At 38.5% G+C, this 20409-nt stretch carries 15 protein-coding genes; 3 read left to right on the plus strand and 12 right to left on the minus strand.

Annotated features, from left to right (window positions below):
- The first annotated feature begins 1030 nt into the window (after positions 1–1030).
- From gntR to gntU, 3 genes are all read left to right on the plus strand, one after another.
- On the plus strand, positions 1031–2026 hold the full coding sequence (gene gntR / locus BA1DRAFT_RS14265) for a gluconate operon transcriptional repressor GntR (protein WP_036780378.1): 996 nt from the start codon (positions 1031–1033) through the stop codon (positions 2024–2026).
- A 168-nt stretch (positions 2027–2194) separates the two neighbouring features.
- Entirely contained in the window at positions 2195–2734 is a 540-nt protein-coding gene (gene gntK, locus BA1DRAFT_RS14270; protein ID WP_036780380.1) for a gluconokinase, read from the plus strand.
- A complete protein-coding gene (gene gntU / locus BA1DRAFT_RS14275) occupies positions 2734–4071 on the plus strand; it encodes a gluconate transporter (protein ID WP_036780382.1) in 1338 nt (445 codons plus the stop codon). Before gntK ends, gntU begins: the two co-directional genes overlap by 1 nt.
- An 88-nt stretch (positions 4072–4159) precedes the next feature.
- On the opposite strand, the gene BA1DRAFT_RS14280 is transcribed toward gntU, so the two are convergent.
- From BA1DRAFT_RS14280 to BA1DRAFT_RS14340, 12 genes are all read right to left on the minus strand, one after another.
- The gene (locus BA1DRAFT_RS14280) at positions 4160–5080 is read right to left on the minus strand and encodes a GNAT family N-acetyltransferase (protein ID WP_036780383.1); all 921 of its coding nucleotides are present in this window, start codon (positions 5078–5080) and stop codon (positions 4160–4162) included.
- Between the two features lie 210 nt (positions 5081–5290).
- Positions 5291–6499 (minus strand): SGNH/GDSL hydrolase family protein, encoded by a 1209-nt coding sequence (locus BA1DRAFT_RS14285; protein ID WP_036780385.1) that lies wholly within the window; start codon positions 6497–6499, stop codon positions 5291–5293.
- Positions 6486–7637: an SGNH/GDSL hydrolase family protein gene (locus BA1DRAFT_RS14290; protein ID WP_036780386.1), complete on the minus strand. Its 1152-nt coding sequence runs from the start codon at positions 7635–7637 to the stop codon at positions 6486–6488. Before BA1DRAFT_RS14290 ends, BA1DRAFT_RS14285 begins: the two co-directional genes overlap by 14 nt.
- Positions 7624–9045, minus strand: coding sequence for an MBOAT family O-acyltransferase (locus tag BA1DRAFT_RS14295; RefSeq protein WP_036780389.1), 1422 nt, complete (start codon positions 9043–9045; stop codon positions 7624–7626). Before BA1DRAFT_RS14295 ends, BA1DRAFT_RS14290 begins: the two co-directional genes overlap by 14 nt.
- A 211-nt stretch (positions 9046–9256) precedes the next feature.
- The gene (locus tag BA1DRAFT_RS14300) at positions 9257–10045 is read right to left on the minus strand and encodes a protein bax (RefSeq protein WP_036780391.1); all 789 of its coding nucleotides are present in this window, start codon (positions 10043–10045) and stop codon (positions 9257–9259) included.
- 1285 nt (positions 10046–11330) lie between these two features.
- Positions 11331–12407, minus strand: a complete 1077-nt coding sequence (locus tag BA1DRAFT_RS14310) for a fimbrial protein (protein ID WP_036780396.1) — start codon at positions 12405–12407, stop codon at positions 11331–11333.
- Positions 12408–12419: 12 nt separating this feature from the next.
- Positions 12420–14894 (minus strand): fimbria/pilus outer membrane usher protein, encoded by a 2475-nt coding sequence (locus BA1DRAFT_RS14315; RefSeq protein ID WP_036780399.1) that lies wholly within the window; start codon positions 14892–14894, stop codon positions 12420–12422.
- A 24-nt stretch (positions 14895–14918) separates the two neighbouring features.
- Positions 14919–15617, minus strand: a complete 699-nt coding sequence (locus tag BA1DRAFT_RS14320; RefSeq protein WP_036780405.1) for a fimbrial biogenesis chaperone — start codon at positions 15615–15617, stop codon at positions 14919–14921.
- A 67-nt stretch (positions 15618–15684) separates the two neighbouring features.
- Complete coding sequence (locus BA1DRAFT_RS14325) at positions 15685–16266, minus strand: fimbrial protein (RefSeq protein ID WP_036780407.1); 582 nt, start codon at positions 16264–16266, stop codon at positions 15685–15687.
- Positions 16267–17095: 829 nt separating this feature from the next.
- Positions 17096–18217 carry a DUF4056 domain-containing protein gene (locus BA1DRAFT_RS14330; protein ID WP_036780409.1) on the minus strand — a complete coding sequence of 374 codons (1122 nt, stop codon included), beginning with the start codon at positions 18215–18217 and terminating at the stop codon, positions 17096–17098.
- Positions 18214–19359 carry a BamA/TamA family outer membrane protein gene (locus tag BA1DRAFT_RS14335; protein WP_036780411.1) on the minus strand — a complete coding sequence of 382 codons (1146 nt, stop codon included), beginning with the start codon at positions 19357–19359 and terminating at the stop codon, positions 18214–18216. Before BA1DRAFT_RS14335 ends, BA1DRAFT_RS14330 begins: the two co-directional genes overlap by 4 nt.
- A complete protein-coding gene (locus BA1DRAFT_RS14340; protein WP_036780429.1) occupies positions 19359–20360 on the minus strand; it encodes a hypothetical protein in 1002 nt (333 codons plus the stop codon). The genes BA1DRAFT_RS14335 and BA1DRAFT_RS14340 overlap by 1 nt, the downstream gene beginning before the upstream one ends.
- Positions 20361–20409 lie beyond the last annotated feature (49 nt).

Raw genomic sequence — 20409 nt, forward strand, 5'->3', positions numbered from 1 at the left:
ACTGCCAGGCTTTAAATACAGTGGAAACCCTCAGCGTAAGCTGGGGGTTTTTGCGTTGTTAAGACATACGACAGTCGCTTTGGCTCCATGAACGTTACGATGCTTGTCGAAATTTGCTTTTGTTAATCATCCCTTTATCTCCAGTACATTAGCTATCTGCGGCTGGCAGTTTTGTATTTAGCGGCATATCGCTGTTTTCCTCTGAATAGAATTTGCCTTGGGCAAAGTTTTTTCCACACTTCTTATTAGATGATATAAGTTGCTCTTCTTCCTATAATCGTTGAAATTTCTTTGGGATTTTGTCTCATACACCGTAAAAACTCTGCTTGAATAAACTGTAGTGCAATAATGAGGTTAGGACTTCCATGAGTTCGTGTCGTAAATATTATTGCTAAACGAACCAAATTATAGAAAATGGGGCTTGTTCGTCACTTTTAATGAAATGTTTTCAATAGATTTTAAAATCTAGTCGAGAGGAAGGTTTCAAAGTGGATCAGTAGGATAAATTTTATCGGCATGCTGATTAACAGGTTATTTTTGATATCGGTTTTGAGTACTTTATGACGTAGCCTTTTCTTAATTGGTATGAGCTGACGAGAGTTTTCTCTTAATTGCATGCCTGCTTGTACTTAAGTTAACAACGTAGTTCATATTAACCTTGAGTCAGTATCGAATGATTAAACCTTAATTTCGTCTGGACATTTCTCCTAAGCTGACTTAATGTCTCTGCTATCTGATTTTGATAGGTTTGGCAATTTTCAAGTTCTTAGTCACTGTAGAGATTTGGTTCTTGCTGATTGTGGTGGTTCATTGCCTTTCAATCATTCGGTAATAAATCCTCCTGATTAATAAAAAAACATTTCTTATATTTCCGCTCTAAAGGATGAGATTTTACGATGTATTGAATAAATGGGGATTACGGTTTCACTATCAGACTAAGTTTAAAAAAATGTATCCTTATAGTGTATAAATATGTCATAACACTGCGTTTATTATCCTAAACTTGACTAATTCTATATTGCATTGAAATATGAAGAAAAAACGCCCTATTTTACAAGATGTTGCTGATCGTGTTGGTGTAACTAAAATGACGGTAAGTCGTTTCTTACGTAATCCTGATCAAGTTTCTGAGCAATTGCGAGAAAAAATAGCGGATGCTTTAGATGAGTTAGGTTATATCCCAAATAAAGTGCCGGATATTCTTTCTAATTCTACTAGTCATGCTATTGGTATTTTATTGCCTTCTTTGACTAACCAAGTTTTTGCGGAGGTTATCCGTGGTATCGAATATGTGACGGACAATTATGGTTATCAAACTATGTTGGCTCACTATGGATATCGCTCAGAAAAGGAAGAAGAGCGTTTGATTTCTTTACTTTCCTATAATATTGATGGTTTGATTCTTTCAGAACGCACTCACACTCCACGAACTTTAAAAATGTTGGAAACGGCTGGTATCCCTGTCGTTGAGCTGATGGATTGTGTTTCTCCTTGTTTTGATACGGCGGTCGGTATTGACAACTTTGAAGCTGCTCGGCAAATGACAATGGCAATGATTGAGCGTGGTTGTCAGCGGGTGATTTATCTTGGTGCGAGACAAGATGAAAGGACAATTATTCGTCTGGAGGGTTATGAAGCTGCAATGGAAAGTGCGGGGTTAAAACCAGGTAAGATAATGACTCCAGACAGCTCTTCTTACACGTTAGGGGGGCAGTTACTGAATGAAGCACGAACAAAATATCCTGATGTTGATGGTCTATTTTGTACTAACGATGATCTCGCTATCGGCGCGATTTTCGAGTGCCAACGTCAAGGGATAGCTGTACCGCATGATATTGCGATAGCTGGCTTTCATGGTCATGATGTTGGTCAAGCGATGACACCAAAACTTGCCAGTGTATTGACGTCTCGTGACTTAATGGGGCGGAGGGCTGCCGAATTATTAATGGCTCGGTTGAAAGGCGAACATTTACCGCAAAAAATGATTGATATAGGTTTTCAGTTATCTCCGGGGGAGAGTATCTAATCGGTCTGGTGGATTTGCATTTTTTTGAAATAATTTGTGATGAGTGTCACATTTATATTTCCTGAATATTTCGTGTTGTTGCGAATTTCATCTCTACTTCTGATAATGTTACCGATAACAGTTACCGGTAACATTTTGTAGATAAAATATCTACGTCAAGGAGTTTATATGGGTGATACCCAGCATTCGAATCATGCTTTTGTGCTTATGGGGGTATCCGGTAGTGGTAAATCTGCTGTTGCCAGTGCTGTAGCCTGTAAATTGGATTCTGCTTTTTTAGATGGTGATTTTTTACACCCAAGATCTAACATTAGTAAGATGGCTAAAGGCTATGCACTGAATGATGAAGATCGTGAGCCTTGGTTGAAATCATTGAACCATGCAATTTTTGCTATGCAACGCACAAACCCGGTCTCCTTAATTGTTTGTTCTGCTTTAAAAAAACATTACCGGGATATACTGCGTGATAATAATAAGAATCTGTCATTTCTTTATATGAAAGGCGACTTTGATTTAATTGAAAGTCGATTGAAGGCACGTAAAGATCATTTTTTTAAACCTCAAATGTTGGTATCTCAGTTTGAGGCATTAGAAGAGCCAGAGAGTGATGAACAGGATGTTTATCTGGTTGACATTAGATCATCTCTTGATGAAGTGATAAATCACTCGATAAGAATAATTAATAGTGTCATTTCAGGGGAAAAATAATGAATACTTTAACCTTAGTGCTGACAGCGGTGGGTTCTGTTCTCTTACTATTGTTTCTGGTGATGAAAGCCAGAATACACGCTTTTGTTGCGTTAATACTGGTTTCTATGGGAGCGGGTGTTTTTTCTGGTATGCCACTGGATAAAATTGCTGAAACAATGCAAGAAGGAATGGGAGGAACGTTAGGTTTCTTAGCTATTGTTGTCGCACTAGGGGCAATGTTTGGTAAAGTTCTGCATGAAACAGGCGCACTGGATCAAATTGCGGTTAAATTACTAAATAGTTTTGGTGAAAAGAATGCTCATTATTCACTGGGGATTGCTGGCCTGGTTTGTGCTTTGCCGTTGTTCTTTGATGTAGCGATTGTTTTATTGATTGGTGTGGCATTTGCAGTAGCACGTCGTACTGGCGGTAATGTAGTCAAGCTGGCTATTCCTTTGTTTGCCGGTGTTGCAGCCGCCGCAGCGTTTTTGTTACCTGGTCCAGTACCGATGTTGTTGGCTTCACAAATGAATGCTGACTTTGGTTGGATGATCTTGATTGGTATCAGTGCCGCGATTCCTGGGATGTTACTAGCGGGGCCAATCTTCGGTAGTTTTATCAGTAAGTATGTCACTCTGGATTTACCCAACGATATAAGTGAGCCAAGTCTTGGTCAAGGTAAGATGCCATCTTTTGGTTTGAGTTTGTCACTGGTTCTATTCCCTTTGGCTTTGGTTGGATTAAAGGCTATTGGTGAGAATTTTGTTGAACAGGGTTCTGAGTTGTATCAGTGGCTTGCATTTATCGGTCATCCATTTTCTGCGATTTTAGTTGCTTGTTTGATTGCTATTTATGGTTTGGCAATTCGCCGTGGGATGAGTAAAGAAAAAGTGATGGATATTTGCTCTTCGGCTATTCAACCGGCTGGAATTATTTTATTGGTGACTGGGGCTGGTGGTGTATTTAAACAAGTATTAGTGGATTCTGGTGTTGGTCCTGCTTTGGGAAATGCATTGATTGGTGCGGGCTTGCCTATTGCATTAGCGTGTTTCATCCTTGCTGGAACAGTACGTATTATTCAAGGTTCTGCAACCGTTGCTTGTTTGACAACTGTTGGTCTGATTTTGCCAGTTGTTGATCTTCTGGAATATTCTGGCGCCCAGCTTGCAGCTCTTTCAATCTGTATTGCGGGTGGTTCTTTGGTACTGAGCCATGTTAATGATTCAGGCTTTTGGTTATTTGGTAAATTTACTGGTGCAACAGAATCTCAAACACTGAAAACTTGGTCAATTATGGAAACTATTCTTGGAACAACAGGTGCTGTTGTGGGGATGATTTTCTTTGCTGTGTTGTAATTTAATGAACTCAGGGATTATATTAGATTAACACCGCCTTCTTTAGAAGGCGGTAAGATAAATTAACTATCGGGAAATATTGGTGACATTAAAAGAGTGTTCTTGCTAGCGGGTGACGGTGGCACCAGCGATCTTTATAGGCAAAAGTGGGCTTGCCAATAGAATAACGCATCGTTTTTTGATTCTGCTGACAGAGCGCCGAAGCATTTTGAATATTTAACCACATGACAATGCTTCCAAGGCTGAGATTAGCATATTCAGGATCGTATCCGCCGTTTACTGCATCGAATGAAACCCATTGAGGGCTGTCTGATTTTATAACTAAATCGTAGGCTGCTGGGGTTCCATTGATAGTTAGTACACATCCGTACAGATGCTGTTTGAGTTCGGTGTATAATTCGGTTAATTTCCCTTTTTCTTCTTCACTGTGTGTTTTTTCCCACCGTTTCTCATACAGTGTGGTGTAAATGTCAACAAATTCCTGGCAGGTAAAATCATCGATTTGATGTATTTCTCCTCCTGCACGTTTAAATCTATTAATTTCATTACTCCGATTTCTTCTTGTTTTATAAGAAAAATCTTCTTTAGCAAGGCATATTGTTCGTTTGTTTAATCGGCCATAATAAAGATTGACAAAGTTTTCTTTGTGCAGAGGCGATATGGTTTTTGATTTCCCAGGGATGATAGTTTTTAGATGTTTGGCAATAGGGAAGAGAATTTCATCGTAACTGAAAAAATAGTAGTCCTTTTGGTGACTTGCTGCCAGATGATGATCTTTACATGTAAAGTATGCTCCTTCGATAACGTTTTCTATTTGTGGATTTTCTTTGACGTAAAAGATAAAACTATTGCCAAATTTTTCATTTAAGAAGCGTACAATATCTGGATGAGTCGATATTCCACCACCATAAAGAGAATACGCTTGTTGGTAACGTTCGAAACTACACTCTTTCCAGCCGGAGATGAGTCTTTTTATAGCACTGAGAGGATACTTTTTTGGAAAAATCATATTTTAAATACTCTTTTTGACGCTATGTTTTACACATGTATAAACTTATTTTTCAACGTATTAAATACAACAAAAAAGATAATTTGTCTTTATTAAATGGGTTTCTTGTGAGCTCATACATATTGTAAGCCTAAGATTATAAGTTTAATTTTTCTGCACTAAAAACAAGATAAGTATTTAGTACTATTCCCAATCAAGCTTTATTGTTTCTTATTGATCGAGAATATTTATTAATTGTTGATATAAAGCTTCAGCACTGCGCTCATAACCCGCGGCCGAAAGGTGAACATAATCAGGACGAGCAAGATCTTGTTGCGCCCAGCTCTTAATTGAGCATTTTCCACCCATATATTCACGCCAGTTCCAGAATAGTGTGTGCTGATCTTGAGCGACTTTTTGTTGAATATGGATGATATTATCCAACATTGTTGGTTGTTGTGTTGTACAACTTGTAAGTTGATTGTTTTTCAAAGAATCACCTGGCCCAATAATAAGGATAACTGCTTGTGGTAGCTGATTACGAATCTGCTTTATCTTCGTTTCCAGTTGCTGGCGATAGCTTGATAAATCAAGGGAATGATTAAAAGCCTCATTTGTGCCATAAGCGAGGATCACCATATCAGGACGCATTTGAACTAATGTATCAATCCATTGTGGCTGCCACTTATCCATCATATTAATAGTTGCACCATTAATACCCAAGGCAGATAACATAATACCTGGTTGTGCGCGTTTGATAAACCAGCCGCCTAATTTTAACTGATTATTTTGTATCGCCATAATATTAACTGGGAATGTAACAGATTCTCCAGTAGAAAATTGCCAGTGACCGTGGGTTGCCGATAATTTCACGATTCGTTTGGTTGCAGATTGAACCAGAATCTGAGCATCCCCCGATGCTTGGTATAACGTCTTGAGTTGATAGCGATCATGGGATGGTGCAAACAGCTTTAGAATTAATTGACTTATTTGGCTATTGGGTTCTGCAATTGCACCGCCAAGAGGAAAATCAGGCCGATTATCTTTGCGGCTGGTAGTGAGTTTCCATTGCTGTGTATTACCGGTCATACTGACCATAGCGTTACGTTGGCCAGGTACATTAATTGGGCTAACAAAACCAATCCCTGCATCGCCAAAACGTTGTTGCAATAAAGAGCGAAGCTTGCCGGTAAAAAAATCAGCAGCGGTATGGGAATCGCCTATCTGAACAAAATGCAGTTGATTATGGTGACTGTTATGCAGTTTATTCGCCAGTAAGGCTAAATTTGGTTCACCGAAGTCTATTAGCTGTTGATTCTCTTTTGCCGGTTGTTGTGTTGGTATTTGTTTATGGCACGATATCAAACTTAAAGAGAGTGTGATGACCAGACTAATGCCAGCAGATTGGTATCGCCGACGGAGTTGTTTAGCTATTTTCATTTTGCTTGGTTCCATTTTGTTTGGCTGGTTCCTGAATAAATTTAATCAATGAAAATATGTTGTCTGAGATAGCTTGCTGGCCTTTTAAGCTAAAGTGTATGCCATCACCACTTCTGAGTTTAATTTTGTTACTATTATCGCCAATATAATCGGAATAATCATTTGCATGGTATTTAAAAATATCATTAATAGAAACGTAGATTTCCCCAGCTTTCGTGACTTCTGATCGATACAAGGATCTCAGATATTCCATGCTGTTGGAGAGTTTTTTCTGTCGCATATTGGGAGGACCAACCCAGATAATATCAGCGCCGTGGCTACGTGCTTCGGTAAGTATCATGTCGATACGTTGGCGATAGAGGTTTTCCCAATCGGGACTGGCGAATGTCAGGTAGATGTTTCCATGTTTTGGTGGCATATCCCAGGGATCATTTGGCCCCAAAAAAATAACAACTAACTTGATATCGCGGTTGGCTTCCAGTGTTTTGTTGATAGTTTCCGGCCAGTTAAAAAAATTGGGGTAAGCGAGTCCAGTACTTTGTTTGCTGAGATTAATACTTGAAATACTGTAATTTCGGTAGAGTCGACGTTTCAGATGGGGAGCGATACCCTGCATCATTGAATCTCCGGCAAACAGTACTTTATCTTTGGCGGTCAGTGTCACGTTGGTTTTACCGATAACCGCACTGGGGGAAACATTATTCCTTAAATCATGAGGTATTGGTGAATTAACAGGATGAGTATGGGAAGATTTCTGTAATAACTCAGGAAAAGTTGCAGGCAGATTTGTAACAGGAGAGGGATAACCACTTAGGAGCTTGAGTCCAATCTGAAAATCCGCAGGCAGTGTGATATCAGCTTCCCGGGAAGTTTGCTGATGATTGCCACTATTATTGCCGGTAGTATGTAATATGAAAGCCTCTCCCGCAGCGAGTACGCCTTGTTCCAGGTTATCACCGAAATCCCAGAGTGGATAACCTTGTAAAGTTGCCCAAGGACTTTGCCGGTGATATTCCTGTTGCCAGAATCTATCCAGTGAACGATGATTTAACCAGATTAACAGTAGGCTAGTTAATATTACGATAAAAGTAACTTGTCCGGCCGTTTTTAAATTAGATTTGAATTCAGAAATTGGCATAAATGAATCCTGGTATTCCTTGTGGTGAAAGCATAAATACCAAAGTCAGAATAATCGCTAATGGTATTGGGTAGCATATCCATGAAATTTGAGAATGTATTTTCTCAACCATTATTTTTAGATTAATCAGCCACGGATAAATAATAAAGAGTCCCCAGAACATCAGTAACAACCCACTGTCGGCTATTATCGAGTGAAATAAATCTGATGATATCAATTGATTTAACAATATTAGTGCATCATCTAGAGTAGGACAGCGGAAGAAAACCCATGCCAGACAGACAAAGTGGAAAGTGATGATTCTTGATAAAAATGAGCTGATTGGGTTTCGGGAAATATTTTGATTTTTTCTGTCTATTGAGGGAAATAACTGGTATTTGACATTGAGGATTATTAATCCCAATCCATGAATAGCTCCCCAGATAATGAAGTTAATTCCGGCTCCATGCCATAATCCAGAGATTACCATAGCGACAAACAAATTAAGATTCTTACGTATAAATCCTTTCTTATTACCACCAAAAGGAATATAGACATAATCACGGATAAATTCAGACAAACTGATATGCCAACGGCGCCAGAAGGCTTGCAAGTTTTCTGCCAGATAAGGGGCATTGAAGTTTTCAGGTACCCTGAAACCAAGGAGTAGCGCTAATCCAGTAACAAGGTTGGTATAACCAGAAAAATTAAAATAGATATGCCATGCATAGGCATAGATACCAACCAGTATTTGCCCCGCATTGTAGCTAGTAGGATCATCAAAAATTGGATTGACATAATTTTCAGATAAATAAGAGCTGAACAAGAATAGCTTGGTTATCGCCAATGCAATCAGTAATATAGCTCTTGATGGTTCAATGATTATTCTTGATGAAATCTGGATTTGAGGCAGGAAATTTTTAGCTCGGTTGATTGGTCCGGCAACAATACTTGGAAAAAAGCATAGGTATAAGGCGACATCAGGAAATGATGCTTTGGGCATCTCTTTTCTTGCGACAGCAACGACATAGCTGACGGAATGAAATGCATAGAAAGATAAACCCAAAGGGACGAGTAGTGTCAGTACAGGTAAATCTATGGACAAGCCAAATTCGGCAAACGCTTGTTGGAGACTTTCCTGAAAGAAAGAATAATATTTGAATAGCGTAAAACATCCCAGAATACCTATCGTTAGGATAGTAAATGTGATGCGATTGGATAGAAATTTGCTGGCTATGTTTGTTAAAAGATAAATAAATAGCGTATAGCTAAATAGGATGCCGGTGAAAAGAGTATTAAAGGAAAAGACAAACAGATAACTTGCGATTATCAATAGATAGTTTTGTGCTTTCGCATTTTTTTGTAGCATCCAATACAAGAGAAAGAAAGCAACAAAGGAACCAAGAAACTCAAAAGAAAAGAAATTCATATTAAACTCTGGTCAATCATTTTATCTTAATATAGGTTAATATTGGGTGATATTATAGTATTTGATCTAAACATTCTATCAATGAAAAGAACAAACCGATGGACATAAGAAAATCATCCGTTCCATAGTGGGCTATGGTAACGGATGATATTGGTACTTAGCACAAGATATTCAAACAGAAGATATTCATGCTAATGACTTATTTAGGCCCTTAGTCATGGTCGTTTTTGGCTAACTTCTGCGCCTGAGTAATAAGCCCTTTATTGCTGTTAAATACTTTATGCAGATAACTGTTGTAAGTCGAACCCAATTGTGAATACCCTTCAAGATTATCAATCAATTTGCTGGTATTTAGTGATTCTTGAAGGCTTCTCTGCTTGGCGCGTGAAACACGCAATGATTCATAAGCGTTATGAGTATTCATATTTTTCATATAGGCTTCGACAGAATCATTGATGGTCGAGTAGGAGAAATAACCTTTTATTTTACCTTGGGTTTTCTTACAGTTGTTACCGCAACGCATACCGAACAAGTTGTTATTCTGTTGTGCAAGCTTAGATGTTCCCCAGCCAGATTCTGTTGCGGCCTGAGTGGCAACAAAATGGGTTGGGATAATATCAACACGACTTAGTAGCTTGCTCCAGTTAACTTTTTTAGGCGAGCTGCTACAGCTCACGTCGTAGTTTTTACAAATTTGTTGCAGGCGCTTGATATCCTGTATGGACCAATGCTTGGCATTTTGGTGCTCCAATAGCCATTTCCGTTCCTGCATAATTTGTTGATTGTGTTGATCAATCACAGGGACAACAACATTTAAAAACGCTTTCTTACGTAGGGTGCCCGAAGGGTATTTTCGCAAATCTGGCAAACTGCTTTGCATGTCATTGTGAGAATACTCTATGCTTTTAGCGGTGCTGGTTGAGGCATGACTAAAAGCGGAAAACAATAGTGAGATAAAGAAAGCGAAGATGGCAGTTGTCCTCATCGTTTGAGAGGGCATTGCTTTTCCTCGTTTGCTCTGAATAAAAAACAAGCTGATGTTAGCAAAATAAATCCAGCATAGCCAGAGTTATTAGCGATTCATAAATATATTTTCTGTAATAAAAATTATTATTTTGCTAATTTGTTCTGTGGTTTTTTATTAATTTATATATGGTTATGTGCTATTCGTGTACAAAATACTACCTGTTCTGGGTGAGTTATCCATCAGATATAATCATGATTTTCGAGTTAGTTTTGTGTCTGTAAGTTGCTTTTTCAAAAGAAAAATGATTTGTAAACTAGTTAGTATAATATCGAAAGTGATTGAATCTGGTTTTATATAGTACTGTTAATTATAGTACAGCCAATCGTAAGAATACTGCGGCGAGTAGTAAACTGATTGATATTAATATTGCCGTTATAAGAATAATTATCATTTTCATAAAAAGGTGACCAGTTACCGATATGGTCTTTTTCCTCTGTGAGTTAAAATTAAGTCGTCTTTGTCAGGCTTGAGCTAATTTTCTAATGTATCCATTGTCATTGGTGCGATGCAGGATATTCGATATGGTTCTAAATGTTAAGTTAAAAGAAGTAACAATGTGTTACAAATATTTACTTCAGGTGATATTGTGAAAATATAATAATGAAGGTGTATATAAGGATAAAAAATTTTTAATAATTTATTTGTTGATAATTATAAATATTTATCTTTATATTTTTATATTAAAGGTGGTTTTGGGGAGTGGAATTCATATTTTTATTATGTTGGGTTAAATTGTTTATTACATTTTTGTATTGCGTGAAATTATATTAACATATAAGGTTTTTATTTTTAACTTATTCTATGTTGTTGATTTTTAATTTATTATTTTTATTGTCAATCAATATTGTTGGGTATTTTTATATATTGTATTTTTCTGTTTTTATGATTTTCTTTGTCTTGTTTTTTATTGAGATATATTTTTATTTCAGACTGGTTGTTGTTTCTGTTTATTCTTTAATAAGGCTTGAATATATTGTTATTGATATTGTTTTTTAAATTTTATTAATAAGTGTAAATGTGTTTTTTCTATTTTTCGTAGAGTTACACTATTTTATTAAGAAATTAGTTGAGTATGCGTGATTACATAATGTTAGGGTTATCATTATGTTACGTAAACTCAGGGGAGATTATAAATGTAAATGAATTTTTCTTCAGAAACACTTTATTACAAATTATTACTTATTGAAACATAAATTTTTAATTCGAATAGGGGAAATAAGAGACATCTCCTTTGCCTCTTGGGTAATTTTCCTCTTGATTAATTGTATTCAAAGTTCAGCACAGAGGTTGCTTTCAGGTCCCCTGCTATGATGTTTTGCGGATCATAAACGTGGTAGTAAGCATTAAGGTCGATGGAAAAGTTTTTATCGATGATATTGCCGGAGTTTTTGCTGAATAGCAGTGTCGCGCCACGGGATGAGGATGGCGAGGCGCTGAAAGTTATCGGCGATGAATCACTTGTCTGAGAGACACGGATACCAACACCTTTAGCGGCACCGGCTTTGCTATCAATTAAGGTTTGATTGTCATTTGGCAGAAGATTATTACTGCTTAGGTAAGCTTTAACTGAGCGTGAAGTTTTACCGTTTTGGAGATATTTGCATTCAAAGTTCAGGGTAAAAGGGGTTTCGCCTTTATCTGTTCCGTTAAGCAATCTAATGCGGTTGACTTTTGGTAGATTCACTGTTAACCCAGCATTTAAGAAGTGACAAGTTGTATCTCTGTGATTAAAAATCATCGTAACGGGCTGGTAATAGATATCTTCAGAATGCGTCGGCCACTCCCAGGTAAGAATAAAGGTCAGGAAATCGGTAGCGAAACGGAGAATGGCATCAAGAATTCCTAAGTTGGTGGTATCCATCGCAATTACAGCAGTTTTTAATGTTGCAGAATTGCCGGAAAAGACATGAATATTACTACCACCGGGTCTGCCGCCCAGTAGTTTCACATTAAGTGTAAATTGGGCTTGCAATTTGCCAGCAGGATATGTGTCATTACTGTTTCCCAGATTAATACTATTGCTAGGAGAAAGATTCGTGACAGTCACTTCGGCATAATCTTTGCCGCCATTGAATCCTAAGACAACTTTGTTTTTGGTAAAAGGCGAACCGTTAGCAACAGAGTTTTGTTTCCATAATGAATTTCTTGTACATGTAAAATAGCCAGAATATTGGGTGTTGAGTATCCAGGTTGCATTACTGTTCAGGGTGAGATTATCTGTCATATCTACCGTGATTGCCGGTGCTGTTATTGCATATTTAGGTTGGCAGTCTGCATAGGCTATGTTGCTGCTTAGACTGATTATGGCCGCCAGATACAATGGCTTAAGTTTCATTATTCTTCTCCCTTAACGGCAAATATTGGCGGTTGAGCCCATTTCAGGCTGTGGATCGTTTATTGTGCAACTCTTTTCGCCTAGCTGACCGATGCGGATATAAATTTGTTGTGGTAATTTTTCTGCTCGCAGGAAAACCATGCTGCCCTGACCAACGTATCCTAAGCTGTTACCTTCTGAATCGACAATTTCAGTCCCGAAAGGTAAAGGTTTACCATCAGCCTGGGCGGCATAGAAAACAAACGTTTTCCGCTGGTCTGTTTTAAATCCGATGTGGGTAATCGCACCGGAATATGGCGCAACATCTCGGATGTTACCGATAAGTTCAGCGGCATCTTCTGATACTTCACTGGTATCTAGCATGATGGCGTTTTTACGGTAAGGAGAAAGATAAGGTATCAGCAACTTACCGCTGTTGTTTGTCACCATGCTTTTATCTCCATTCACAGAAGCGTTTGCCGTGCCCGGCGCGTCAATGATGGCGAAAGTTTCCCCAACCTGATTAGCAGCCAGAATGCCGCCTTGATAAGCAACTAAACTGCCGATTGCGCCAAGCCCCATTTGGCGGTATTCCGTGGATTGGCTATAAGAACTACTCAATGTGGAAACGGATGTTTTATAGGTCAAATTTGCACTGGTTGTTGTCGAACCGCTTTTCTGATCTGAAATGTTGAAGTGGTAATTCAAACGGTTGCTTGGGCCTGCGCTGCCGCTTAATCCTACGTTACTGTTGTCATAGTGGCTTTCATTGACTGAGATATTGTTGGTCAAATAAGCGGGGTAACCAAACAACTCAAAAGGAATAGATAGCATTAGATAGTAACGCTGTTCCTCTTTACTCTCTGTTTCATTGATATTGTATCGGACACGGCTTGCTGTCAGGGAATAATTGACTTTACCCAGACTGTTGGAATACCCCATTTGATACTCCCTGCTTTTATTCTGGGTTCCCCAGTAATCACGGAATGTTCCCGAGAGAAAAAGTGAACCAGCACCACTACCAAGATTCTGATTTAAATTGATATTAAAGGTATTTTTTTGATGGGAATAGTATTGTTGGTTATAGCCGTTGCTTATCCAGTCATGTAGATCAATTGCATCGATTAAGGTGAGATAATTTTTAGTTGAATAGCGATAAGCGGCCAGCGAAAAATTTGTTTTTGTTTGTGGAATATAGCGGCTATAAGCCAATTTGTAGCTTTGACCTTTCATGGTTGGGCTATTATCAAATTTGGCGCTGGATTGTGAAACGTCAATTGAGACAGCGCCAATGGGTAGATTAAAGCCACTACCTAACAATAGCGAGTAATAATCTTTACTGATAATGGTGCCTGTATAACCGGTCAGGACATTATTAAAACCATATTGATAGCTGGCTTGGAAAAAGTTTGGTTTATAACGACTGTTAGCAATATGTGTTTTACCGGCACTGATATCATATTTGCCAAGACCTTCTTTCATCATATTAGGAACGGATGAAAAGGGGACAGTAAAGCTATTAGTACGCCCGTCTGCTTCCGTCACTTCAACTAGCAAATCACCTCCTGAACCTGTTGGTAAAATAGTATCAATGGCAAACGCCCCCGGTGGTACATTACCTTGATAAATAACAACATTATTTTGGGTGATTTTTACCAGAGCGTTAGTCTGCGCAACTCCTCTGACGATAGGGGAAAATCCTTGCCAGGCATCGGGGTACATGCGCATATCTGTTTTCAGATTGATACCTCGAAAACGGAAAGAGTCGAATAAATCGCTGGATGTATAGCTATCGCCAATGCGAAGTTCTGAATTAATTGATGAAATTCCCCGTTGCAGATAACGGGTATTATTACTCCATTTATCACCATTTGAACGTGTGTAGTGATAAGAGGATTGATCACGTAATTGCCAGCCAAATAGATTTAAACCGCTATTAAGCGACACGTAAACATTATCTTCATTTTCATGGTCGCGGTTTTGTTTATTCCTATTTTGAGTATGGTAATAGTTGGCATTATAGGACAGCATAGCGCCGGGGATACCTCTGTCCCAGAATGCAGGATCAATATAGCCTTTTAGCTCGTTTTTGACATACGCCTGCGGGACCACAAGATGTAGACTGAGTTTAGGAACATCGAGATTAGCGGTTCCTTCATATATTATTTTAGTAAGAAGAATTTCATCTTTGGATAAATTTGATTCTGATAATTGGTTTTTATCAATTTTTATACCTAATCTAGAAAGATCTTCATTAAATAAGTAAATATCTTTACCATCATTCTGGATATTAATATCAAATCTTCCTTTCCAGTCATTATTCAGATATATATCAATATCGTAACGGCCAGCGGGCAGTTCTGAGGTGGAGTAAAATCGGGATAAATCTGCTTTTGCAGATTCACCGGCGAGAAAATCAGTATTAAATGTTGCGGCATAGCATAAACAACCTGTATACAGCAAGGCACCTATTATCAGAGCTAACCGACTAACTTTTGGTCTTATCATTTCTATGCTATGCCAGTAATATCACTATTGAAGTAGTAAAGTTAATTTATTTATAGCACCAAAATCGTCAATAATAGCCAGAGTTAATTTGTCTCCAACTTTTACTTTTTCATTGGTACTGAATGAATGAGAGGAGAATGGTTTTATAATTTTTCCTTCATTGAGTAAGTTAGGTTGAGTATCGGAAGATTTAAGGCCGACGATATTCACGAAATAGGGTGATGAATTCTCCAATTTTAGTTGGCCACCCTCACGTTTTAATACAATATGTTGTTGGAGCTGTTTCGGTAAAATAGAAAGCTTATCAGGCCGGTAGAAAAATTTGATCCGGGTACGAATAGCAATCTGCATGACGTTTTTGTCACCAATATTTTCTGCAACGGGGGGAATATCCAGAACATTTAAATAAAACAGCGATTCACGATCAGTCGGTAGATTGCTGTTGATGTGCTTAATTCTTAATTGCTGCCCATTATTGCCATCAATTTTGACGACTGGAGGGGTGAGTAAAAAGGGGACTTTAGCTGTTTCAGGTGTTGAATTAGGATCACCATCATCTATCCAGGATTGTACTAGGGAGGGTTGATCCCCTGCATTTAATAATTGAACCGATACCTCTTTATTACTGGATGGATAAATAACACGTGTTGTGTTAATAACGATGTTGGCATGCGCAGTTAAAGTCGTCATCCCTAATAATATAGCTAAAAATAATTTCTTCATAACGTTATTTTTGCCAAATTAAATAAGCCTATTTATTTAAATAGGCTTTATTTATTGTAGTAAATAATTATAGATAAGTAACGTGATAAGTAACCATCGTTACTACTTTACCTGGATCTGCATCAGCAGTACCTACTTTGTAATATTTCGCATAGAAATCGACAATTTCGGGTGCTGCCGTAGAGCCCTTGATTCCTGTATCAAACGCCTTATTCAGCATAATAGGGGCGTGTTCTTCGCTGTGTTTAACAATAGCGATACCTACGTTTTTCGGCTTGCCGTTTGCATTGAGCTCTTGGTTGACCAGGTATTTACCATCGTTAGCAATGGTATTTGATGATGTGAACTGGATTTTTAACATAGAGGTTGCTGGGTCAAAACCAACAGCTTTGGATTGGCAGTTAGAAAATTCCAGTGAAAATGCTTTCTTACCAGAATCAATTAAGCCTTCTTTTTGTCCGGCTTGAGTGACTGAGATAGGTTCCAATATAATTGACAGGTTGGCTGAAGCGCCACCATTAATAGTACAAGTAGCATCAGTGACTGCACCAGAGAAATGTAGTGTACCGCCAGCAGCATTATCGGCTGCAACAGCAGAACCTGAGGCAAAAATAAGGGCGGCGGTGGTTGATAACGCGAGTTTATTCATTTTTCCTCTCCAGGAGTAGGGACATCTTAATTGGTTTTATCAGGGGGTAAAGATAGGGGCCCTGAATCCCCCGATACATCAAATAAATTAAGAAAACAATGTTGTTTTTTATCTATTAAATTGATTAATACTTTAAATTTAAAATAAAAATCAACATATTATATAGTTGAAAATAGTTTAGTAACTTGAGCTTTAGTTTAATGATTTTAATAATTTCCAATGTAAGTTCTTATTTTATCTATTTAGATAAAGATGATATTGTTTATACATATTTATAACTTGAAAACATATATTATAGACGATTAAACCTATTTAAGAAGGGATTTTTGTTATTTAAGTTAAATTAAGAGTGAATGTCTATTTTTTCGATAAAAATAAGTGAAATACACAGTTTGTGAGTATAATTAGAAATTATTCTCTAATTTTTGCGTCTTTTTGAGATTTTATTTCTTTTTTGGTCTTTTGGGTTGGTTAATTTTTTTGTGACCTTTTGATTTGTTTTTTAGGTGTCATGTAATATTAATTATTCTATATCAATTATTTATTGGTTTTTTTATCTTTGTAAATATTTCAATACGATTTTTTATCCGGTGAAATAACGCCTTGGTGATGAGGGTTTTCCCTTTATGACTTAATTGAAGTGCAGTTGGTATAGTTTGTTTTTATTATAGATAATGTTGGGTTTATATTATTATGTAACATTATGTAAATAGTAAATAATAATTGATGATATTTCAATGTGATTATCATTTGAGAAATGGTAATTTAAAGTCGCTTATATGTTTTAACTCATAATATTATATTCATTCTTTCATCAAAAATATGTGAATCAATAATTCTCTTGTTGTTCTTTCGCTTTTTCTGCCAATTGTGGAAAATCAAGCGCAACCCAGTAACTTTCTGGTACAGGAAGATCTTTCATTTGGCGACTGGGCCACAATTGTAGTTCGGCCAATTCAGATAATCTGTAGCCAATATATTGTTGCGGCAGGGTGAGCCTAAGTGGAAATTGCTGTTCTGTCGGCACCATATTAGGTGTGCGATCACTGTGAGTATGGAAATCGCGTTGAAGGATTAAACGTTTATCGGGTATACGGCGTTTGCTGTCCCACCAGATACCATCAATCTGTTCAAACATTTTCCGCGTTTCATCAGGGGATAAGGCTTCCAGTTCACGCAGTGCTGGAGGCAGAATGGCTTGCATTGATAGACGGTATTGCTTCATTGACGGCACTTGTCCTGCCAGTATCAAAGAGAGGGAAAGACGAGCGCCTAGTAGATTAGAGTAGAGATCTTCCGGGGAGAATGCCGACACTTTTTCAGAAAATCCTGGTACAGACTGATAACCATACCATTGGGCGATTTCATGCCATGCAGCAAGTTCAAAAGCCAATTTTACCGCTAGATAAGCAGTTAGGGTATAACGTTGTTCTATCGCTGCTGGTGGTGTGAATTGATAGAACTGGATACGGCGTGATGCTAATTCGTTGCTGAGTTCTATTTGCCACTCTTCTCCAAGACGGGGCCAGATTTGACTGAACAGAAAAACCGCATTATCAGCGGTATCCCGTACATGGGAAATATCAATGAATCCGCCCCGGCGGGTATATATCATCCCTACTTTTTCATTACTGAGCCCGGTTAATGAAGCAACGGTACCAAAAAAACTGTTGTTATAATTATGTGCCCCAAGATTATCGGCATCTAACACATTACTTATGTGGTAAAAAGGGACTGGAATGGTCAGTAATTCAGTTTTTAAATTATAGCCAAAAGCGCAGCAAGCTCTTAATCCTTCGGGTGAGGGAATCGGAGCAAGAACCGGCCATGCACGGGTGGCTTCGGCGGTTGTTTCACTATTTAAGTCAGGTTGTACTGGTGCGATTGAAGAAAAAGTTCCCTGGCATCCTGCAACTAACGTTAAAGCAGCAATCCATAAACGCAATTTCAAAACGCCTCTCCCACCTGAAAATAAAATCCATTGCTTTTTTTACCGATGCCAAAATCCAGTCTGACATTCATTTTGGGTTTAAATTCAAAACGATAGCCAGCGCCAACTGTGGGTAGCCAGTTTTTTGAGCCTATATCTTCTGCGTGATGGCTTAAGGTGCCGGCCCCGGCCCATAAGACGAATCCGTGCCGCCAGTCCAATTTGCGCCGATATTCTAATTGAGTGCTGATAATATTTTTGTCCCGGTATCTACCTTCATAATATCCGCGCATCCGGTTGCCATTACCTAACATTGACAGCATATTCCAGGGCACCTGGCCGTCAGTGAAACGACCATAACTATCAAATGCCAGTACAGATTTCTCATCTAATTGATAATAGGTGCTGTATTGCATATCCACGGTGTTAAACCGACGGTCGCTGCCTAATGCCGGGGAAAAATGGGTGTAAGTAATATCAAGCACTTGTCCTTGATGAGCATTAGGCACAAAATCCCGTGTGTCATAGCTGAAATAGGCACTGACGCCTGAACTCAATATGGACCGGCCATCGTTTTCCGCTACGAAAAGTTTTTTAGCGCCGTTATCGGGATCTTTGGCGTGTAATGATGAAAAATGCCAGCCAGCGCCTAAATAGGTAGAATCAGCAACTCGATAGAGAATTCTGGGTTGTAAGCGCAATTCCTGTGAGCGATATTTTTCTTTGCGATCATCTACCTTACCTGCTTGATATCCCGTACCCCAGTAATAAGTGGGAACGTTGTTCAATGTACCGGAAAGGAAAAAACGCCATTGGTCATCAGCAAAGAAATTGTAGTTATCAAATGTGAAGCCAAAGGCACCGGTTGAAGAGGCAAATCCATTTAGGGAAAGAGAAGAGATTTGGCTGGTGTGATCATTATCATCTGGCCGATAGAGACCAACGACAGCAACCCCGAGACCGGCACCTAACTCTGGAGTATAAAAAGGGCCGGGTAAAACGCCCCAGTCAATCGCCTTACTGCTGTCATAGGTATTACTGCCGCCTAATTTTTCCAGCCAGCCATCGATTTTTTCCCTGCTGAGTAGTGCTTCGCCATATGAGAAATCAGAAATAAAAAGGCTGACTAGAGCCAGCCCATGTAAAGTACAGCGGATATTCATTAAAAACGGAACTCACCTGAGATATAGAAGCTGTTACGTTTGTTAAAGCCAACTTCGGTCAACATATTGAAGTTGCGTGTGACTTCCAGCCTTGCACCAACAGTATTATTCCAGCGAGATGCAATATGCTGTTTTACTTTGAATTTCATACTATCATAATCGTCGAATGCACTGACCAGTTTGTCAAACATGGGGGGTAAATCCAGATTACTAATATTGCCTTTAAATTCCTGAGTAATTCTCTGGTACATACCACCGGTCCATACTTGCAATTTGGTATTTCCTTGTCCTGGGATGATTGGCTGGAATATAAACTCATAACCAACACGTGGTGTAACAACCAGAGCGCTAATTTTACCATTCAGAATGTCCAGATTAGTGTAGGTATAGTTGGTATCAAGCGTACCGAAAAACTGATCGTAACCCCCTGCCAGAGTTAAACCGCCACCGTAGGTTTTACCTTTAAAGTCCAGTGCGAAAGGGATATCTTTCATATCAGGAATAGAGAAACCAGCAAATCTGATTCCTTCAATGTTGGTTTTCGATGTGCCTTTTGTCCAGCCATAAACGCCATAAACATTCAGAAAAGGCAGAACCCAAGTATCCAGTTTGAGCATATGTGATTCATTCTTTCCTCTGGTTTTTCCTGTCTGGATATCCAGTGCGTCTTCAAATTCTGGGGTATTCGGTATAATGATTTTAATATCGTCTACAATGATATTCTGTCGCATATTCATATAACCGTAACTGGCGCCAAAAGGTTCCGGTAGGTCATAACCTTTAGCTCTAGCTTCATCACCCCAAATCGGAAGTATCCGTGATTCTTGCTTATTTGGTTTTCTGGATAAACTACCATCAGCAGTCGTTTGGCTTCTTCCGGATTGGCTGACAGAAAGAGAAAGAATTGGGTGATCATCAGCATAGCTATAAGGGATTGCCAGGCATGATGAAATAACGGCTAACTTACTAATATCAGAAAATTTCGTATCAAAAAATTTCATAATAGGAAGCTCGGCTTTGCGGGTAAGAAAATTTAAGGTTGTTAGATAC

This window comes from Photorhabdus aegyptia, assembly GCF_000612035.1.
Classification (GTDB): domain Bacteria; phylum Pseudomonadota; class Gammaproteobacteria; order Enterobacterales; family Enterobacteriaceae; genus Photorhabdus; species Photorhabdus akhurstii.

Coding starts and splice junctions, on each gene's coding strand:
- BA1DRAFT_RS14295 (WP_036780389.1), bottom strand. CDS start 9,045: ATGAATTTCTTTTCTTTTGAGTTTCTTGGTTCCTTTGTTGCTTTCTTT.
- BA1DRAFT_RS14285 (WP_036780385.1), bottom strand. CDS start 6,499: ATGAAAATAGCTAAACAACTCCGTCGGCGATACCAATCTGCTGGCATT.
- BA1DRAFT_RS14300 (WP_036780391.1), bottom strand. CDS start 10,045: ATGCCCTCTCAAACGATGAGGACAACTGCCATCTTCGCTTTCTTTATC.
- BA1DRAFT_RS14315 (WP_036780399.1), bottom strand. CDS start 14,894: ATGATAAGACCAAAAGTTAGTCGGTTAGCTCTGATAATAGGTGCCTTG.
- gntR (WP_036780378.1), top strand. CDS start 1,031: ATGAAGAAAAAACGCCCTATTTTACAAGATGTTGCTGATCGTGTTGGT.
- gntK (WP_036780380.1), top strand. CDS start 2,195: ATGGGTGATACCCAGCATTCGAATCATGCTTTTGTGCTTATGGGGGTA.
- BA1DRAFT_RS14320 (WP_036780405.1), bottom strand. CDS start 15,617: ATGAAGAAATTATTTTTAGCTATATTATTAGGGATGACGACTTTAACT.
- BA1DRAFT_RS14335 (WP_036780411.1), bottom strand. CDS start 19,359: ATGAATATCCGCTGTACTTTACATGGGCTGGCTCTAGTCAGCCTTTTT.
- BA1DRAFT_RS14290 (WP_036780386.1), bottom strand. CDS start 7,637: ATGCCAATTTCTGAATTCAAATCTAATTTAAAAACGGCCGGACAAGTT.
- gntU (WP_036780382.1), top strand. CDS start 2,734: ATGAATACTTTAACCTTAGTGCTGACAGCGGTGGGTTCTGTTCTCTTA.
- BA1DRAFT_RS14310 (WP_036780396.1), bottom strand. CDS start 12,407: ATGAAACTTAAGCCATTGTATCTGGCGGCCATAATCAGTCTAAGCAGC.
- BA1DRAFT_RS14325 (WP_036780407.1), bottom strand. CDS start 16,266: ATGAATAAACTCGCGTTATCAACCACCGCCGCCCTTATTTTTGCCTCA.
- BA1DRAFT_RS14280 (WP_036780383.1), bottom strand. CDS start 5,080: ATGATTTTTCCAAAAAAGTATCCTCTCAGTGCTATAAAAAGACTCATC.
- BA1DRAFT_RS14340 (WP_036780429.1), bottom strand. CDS start 20,360: ATGAAATTTTTTGATACGAAATTTTCTGATATTAGTAAGTTAGCCGTT.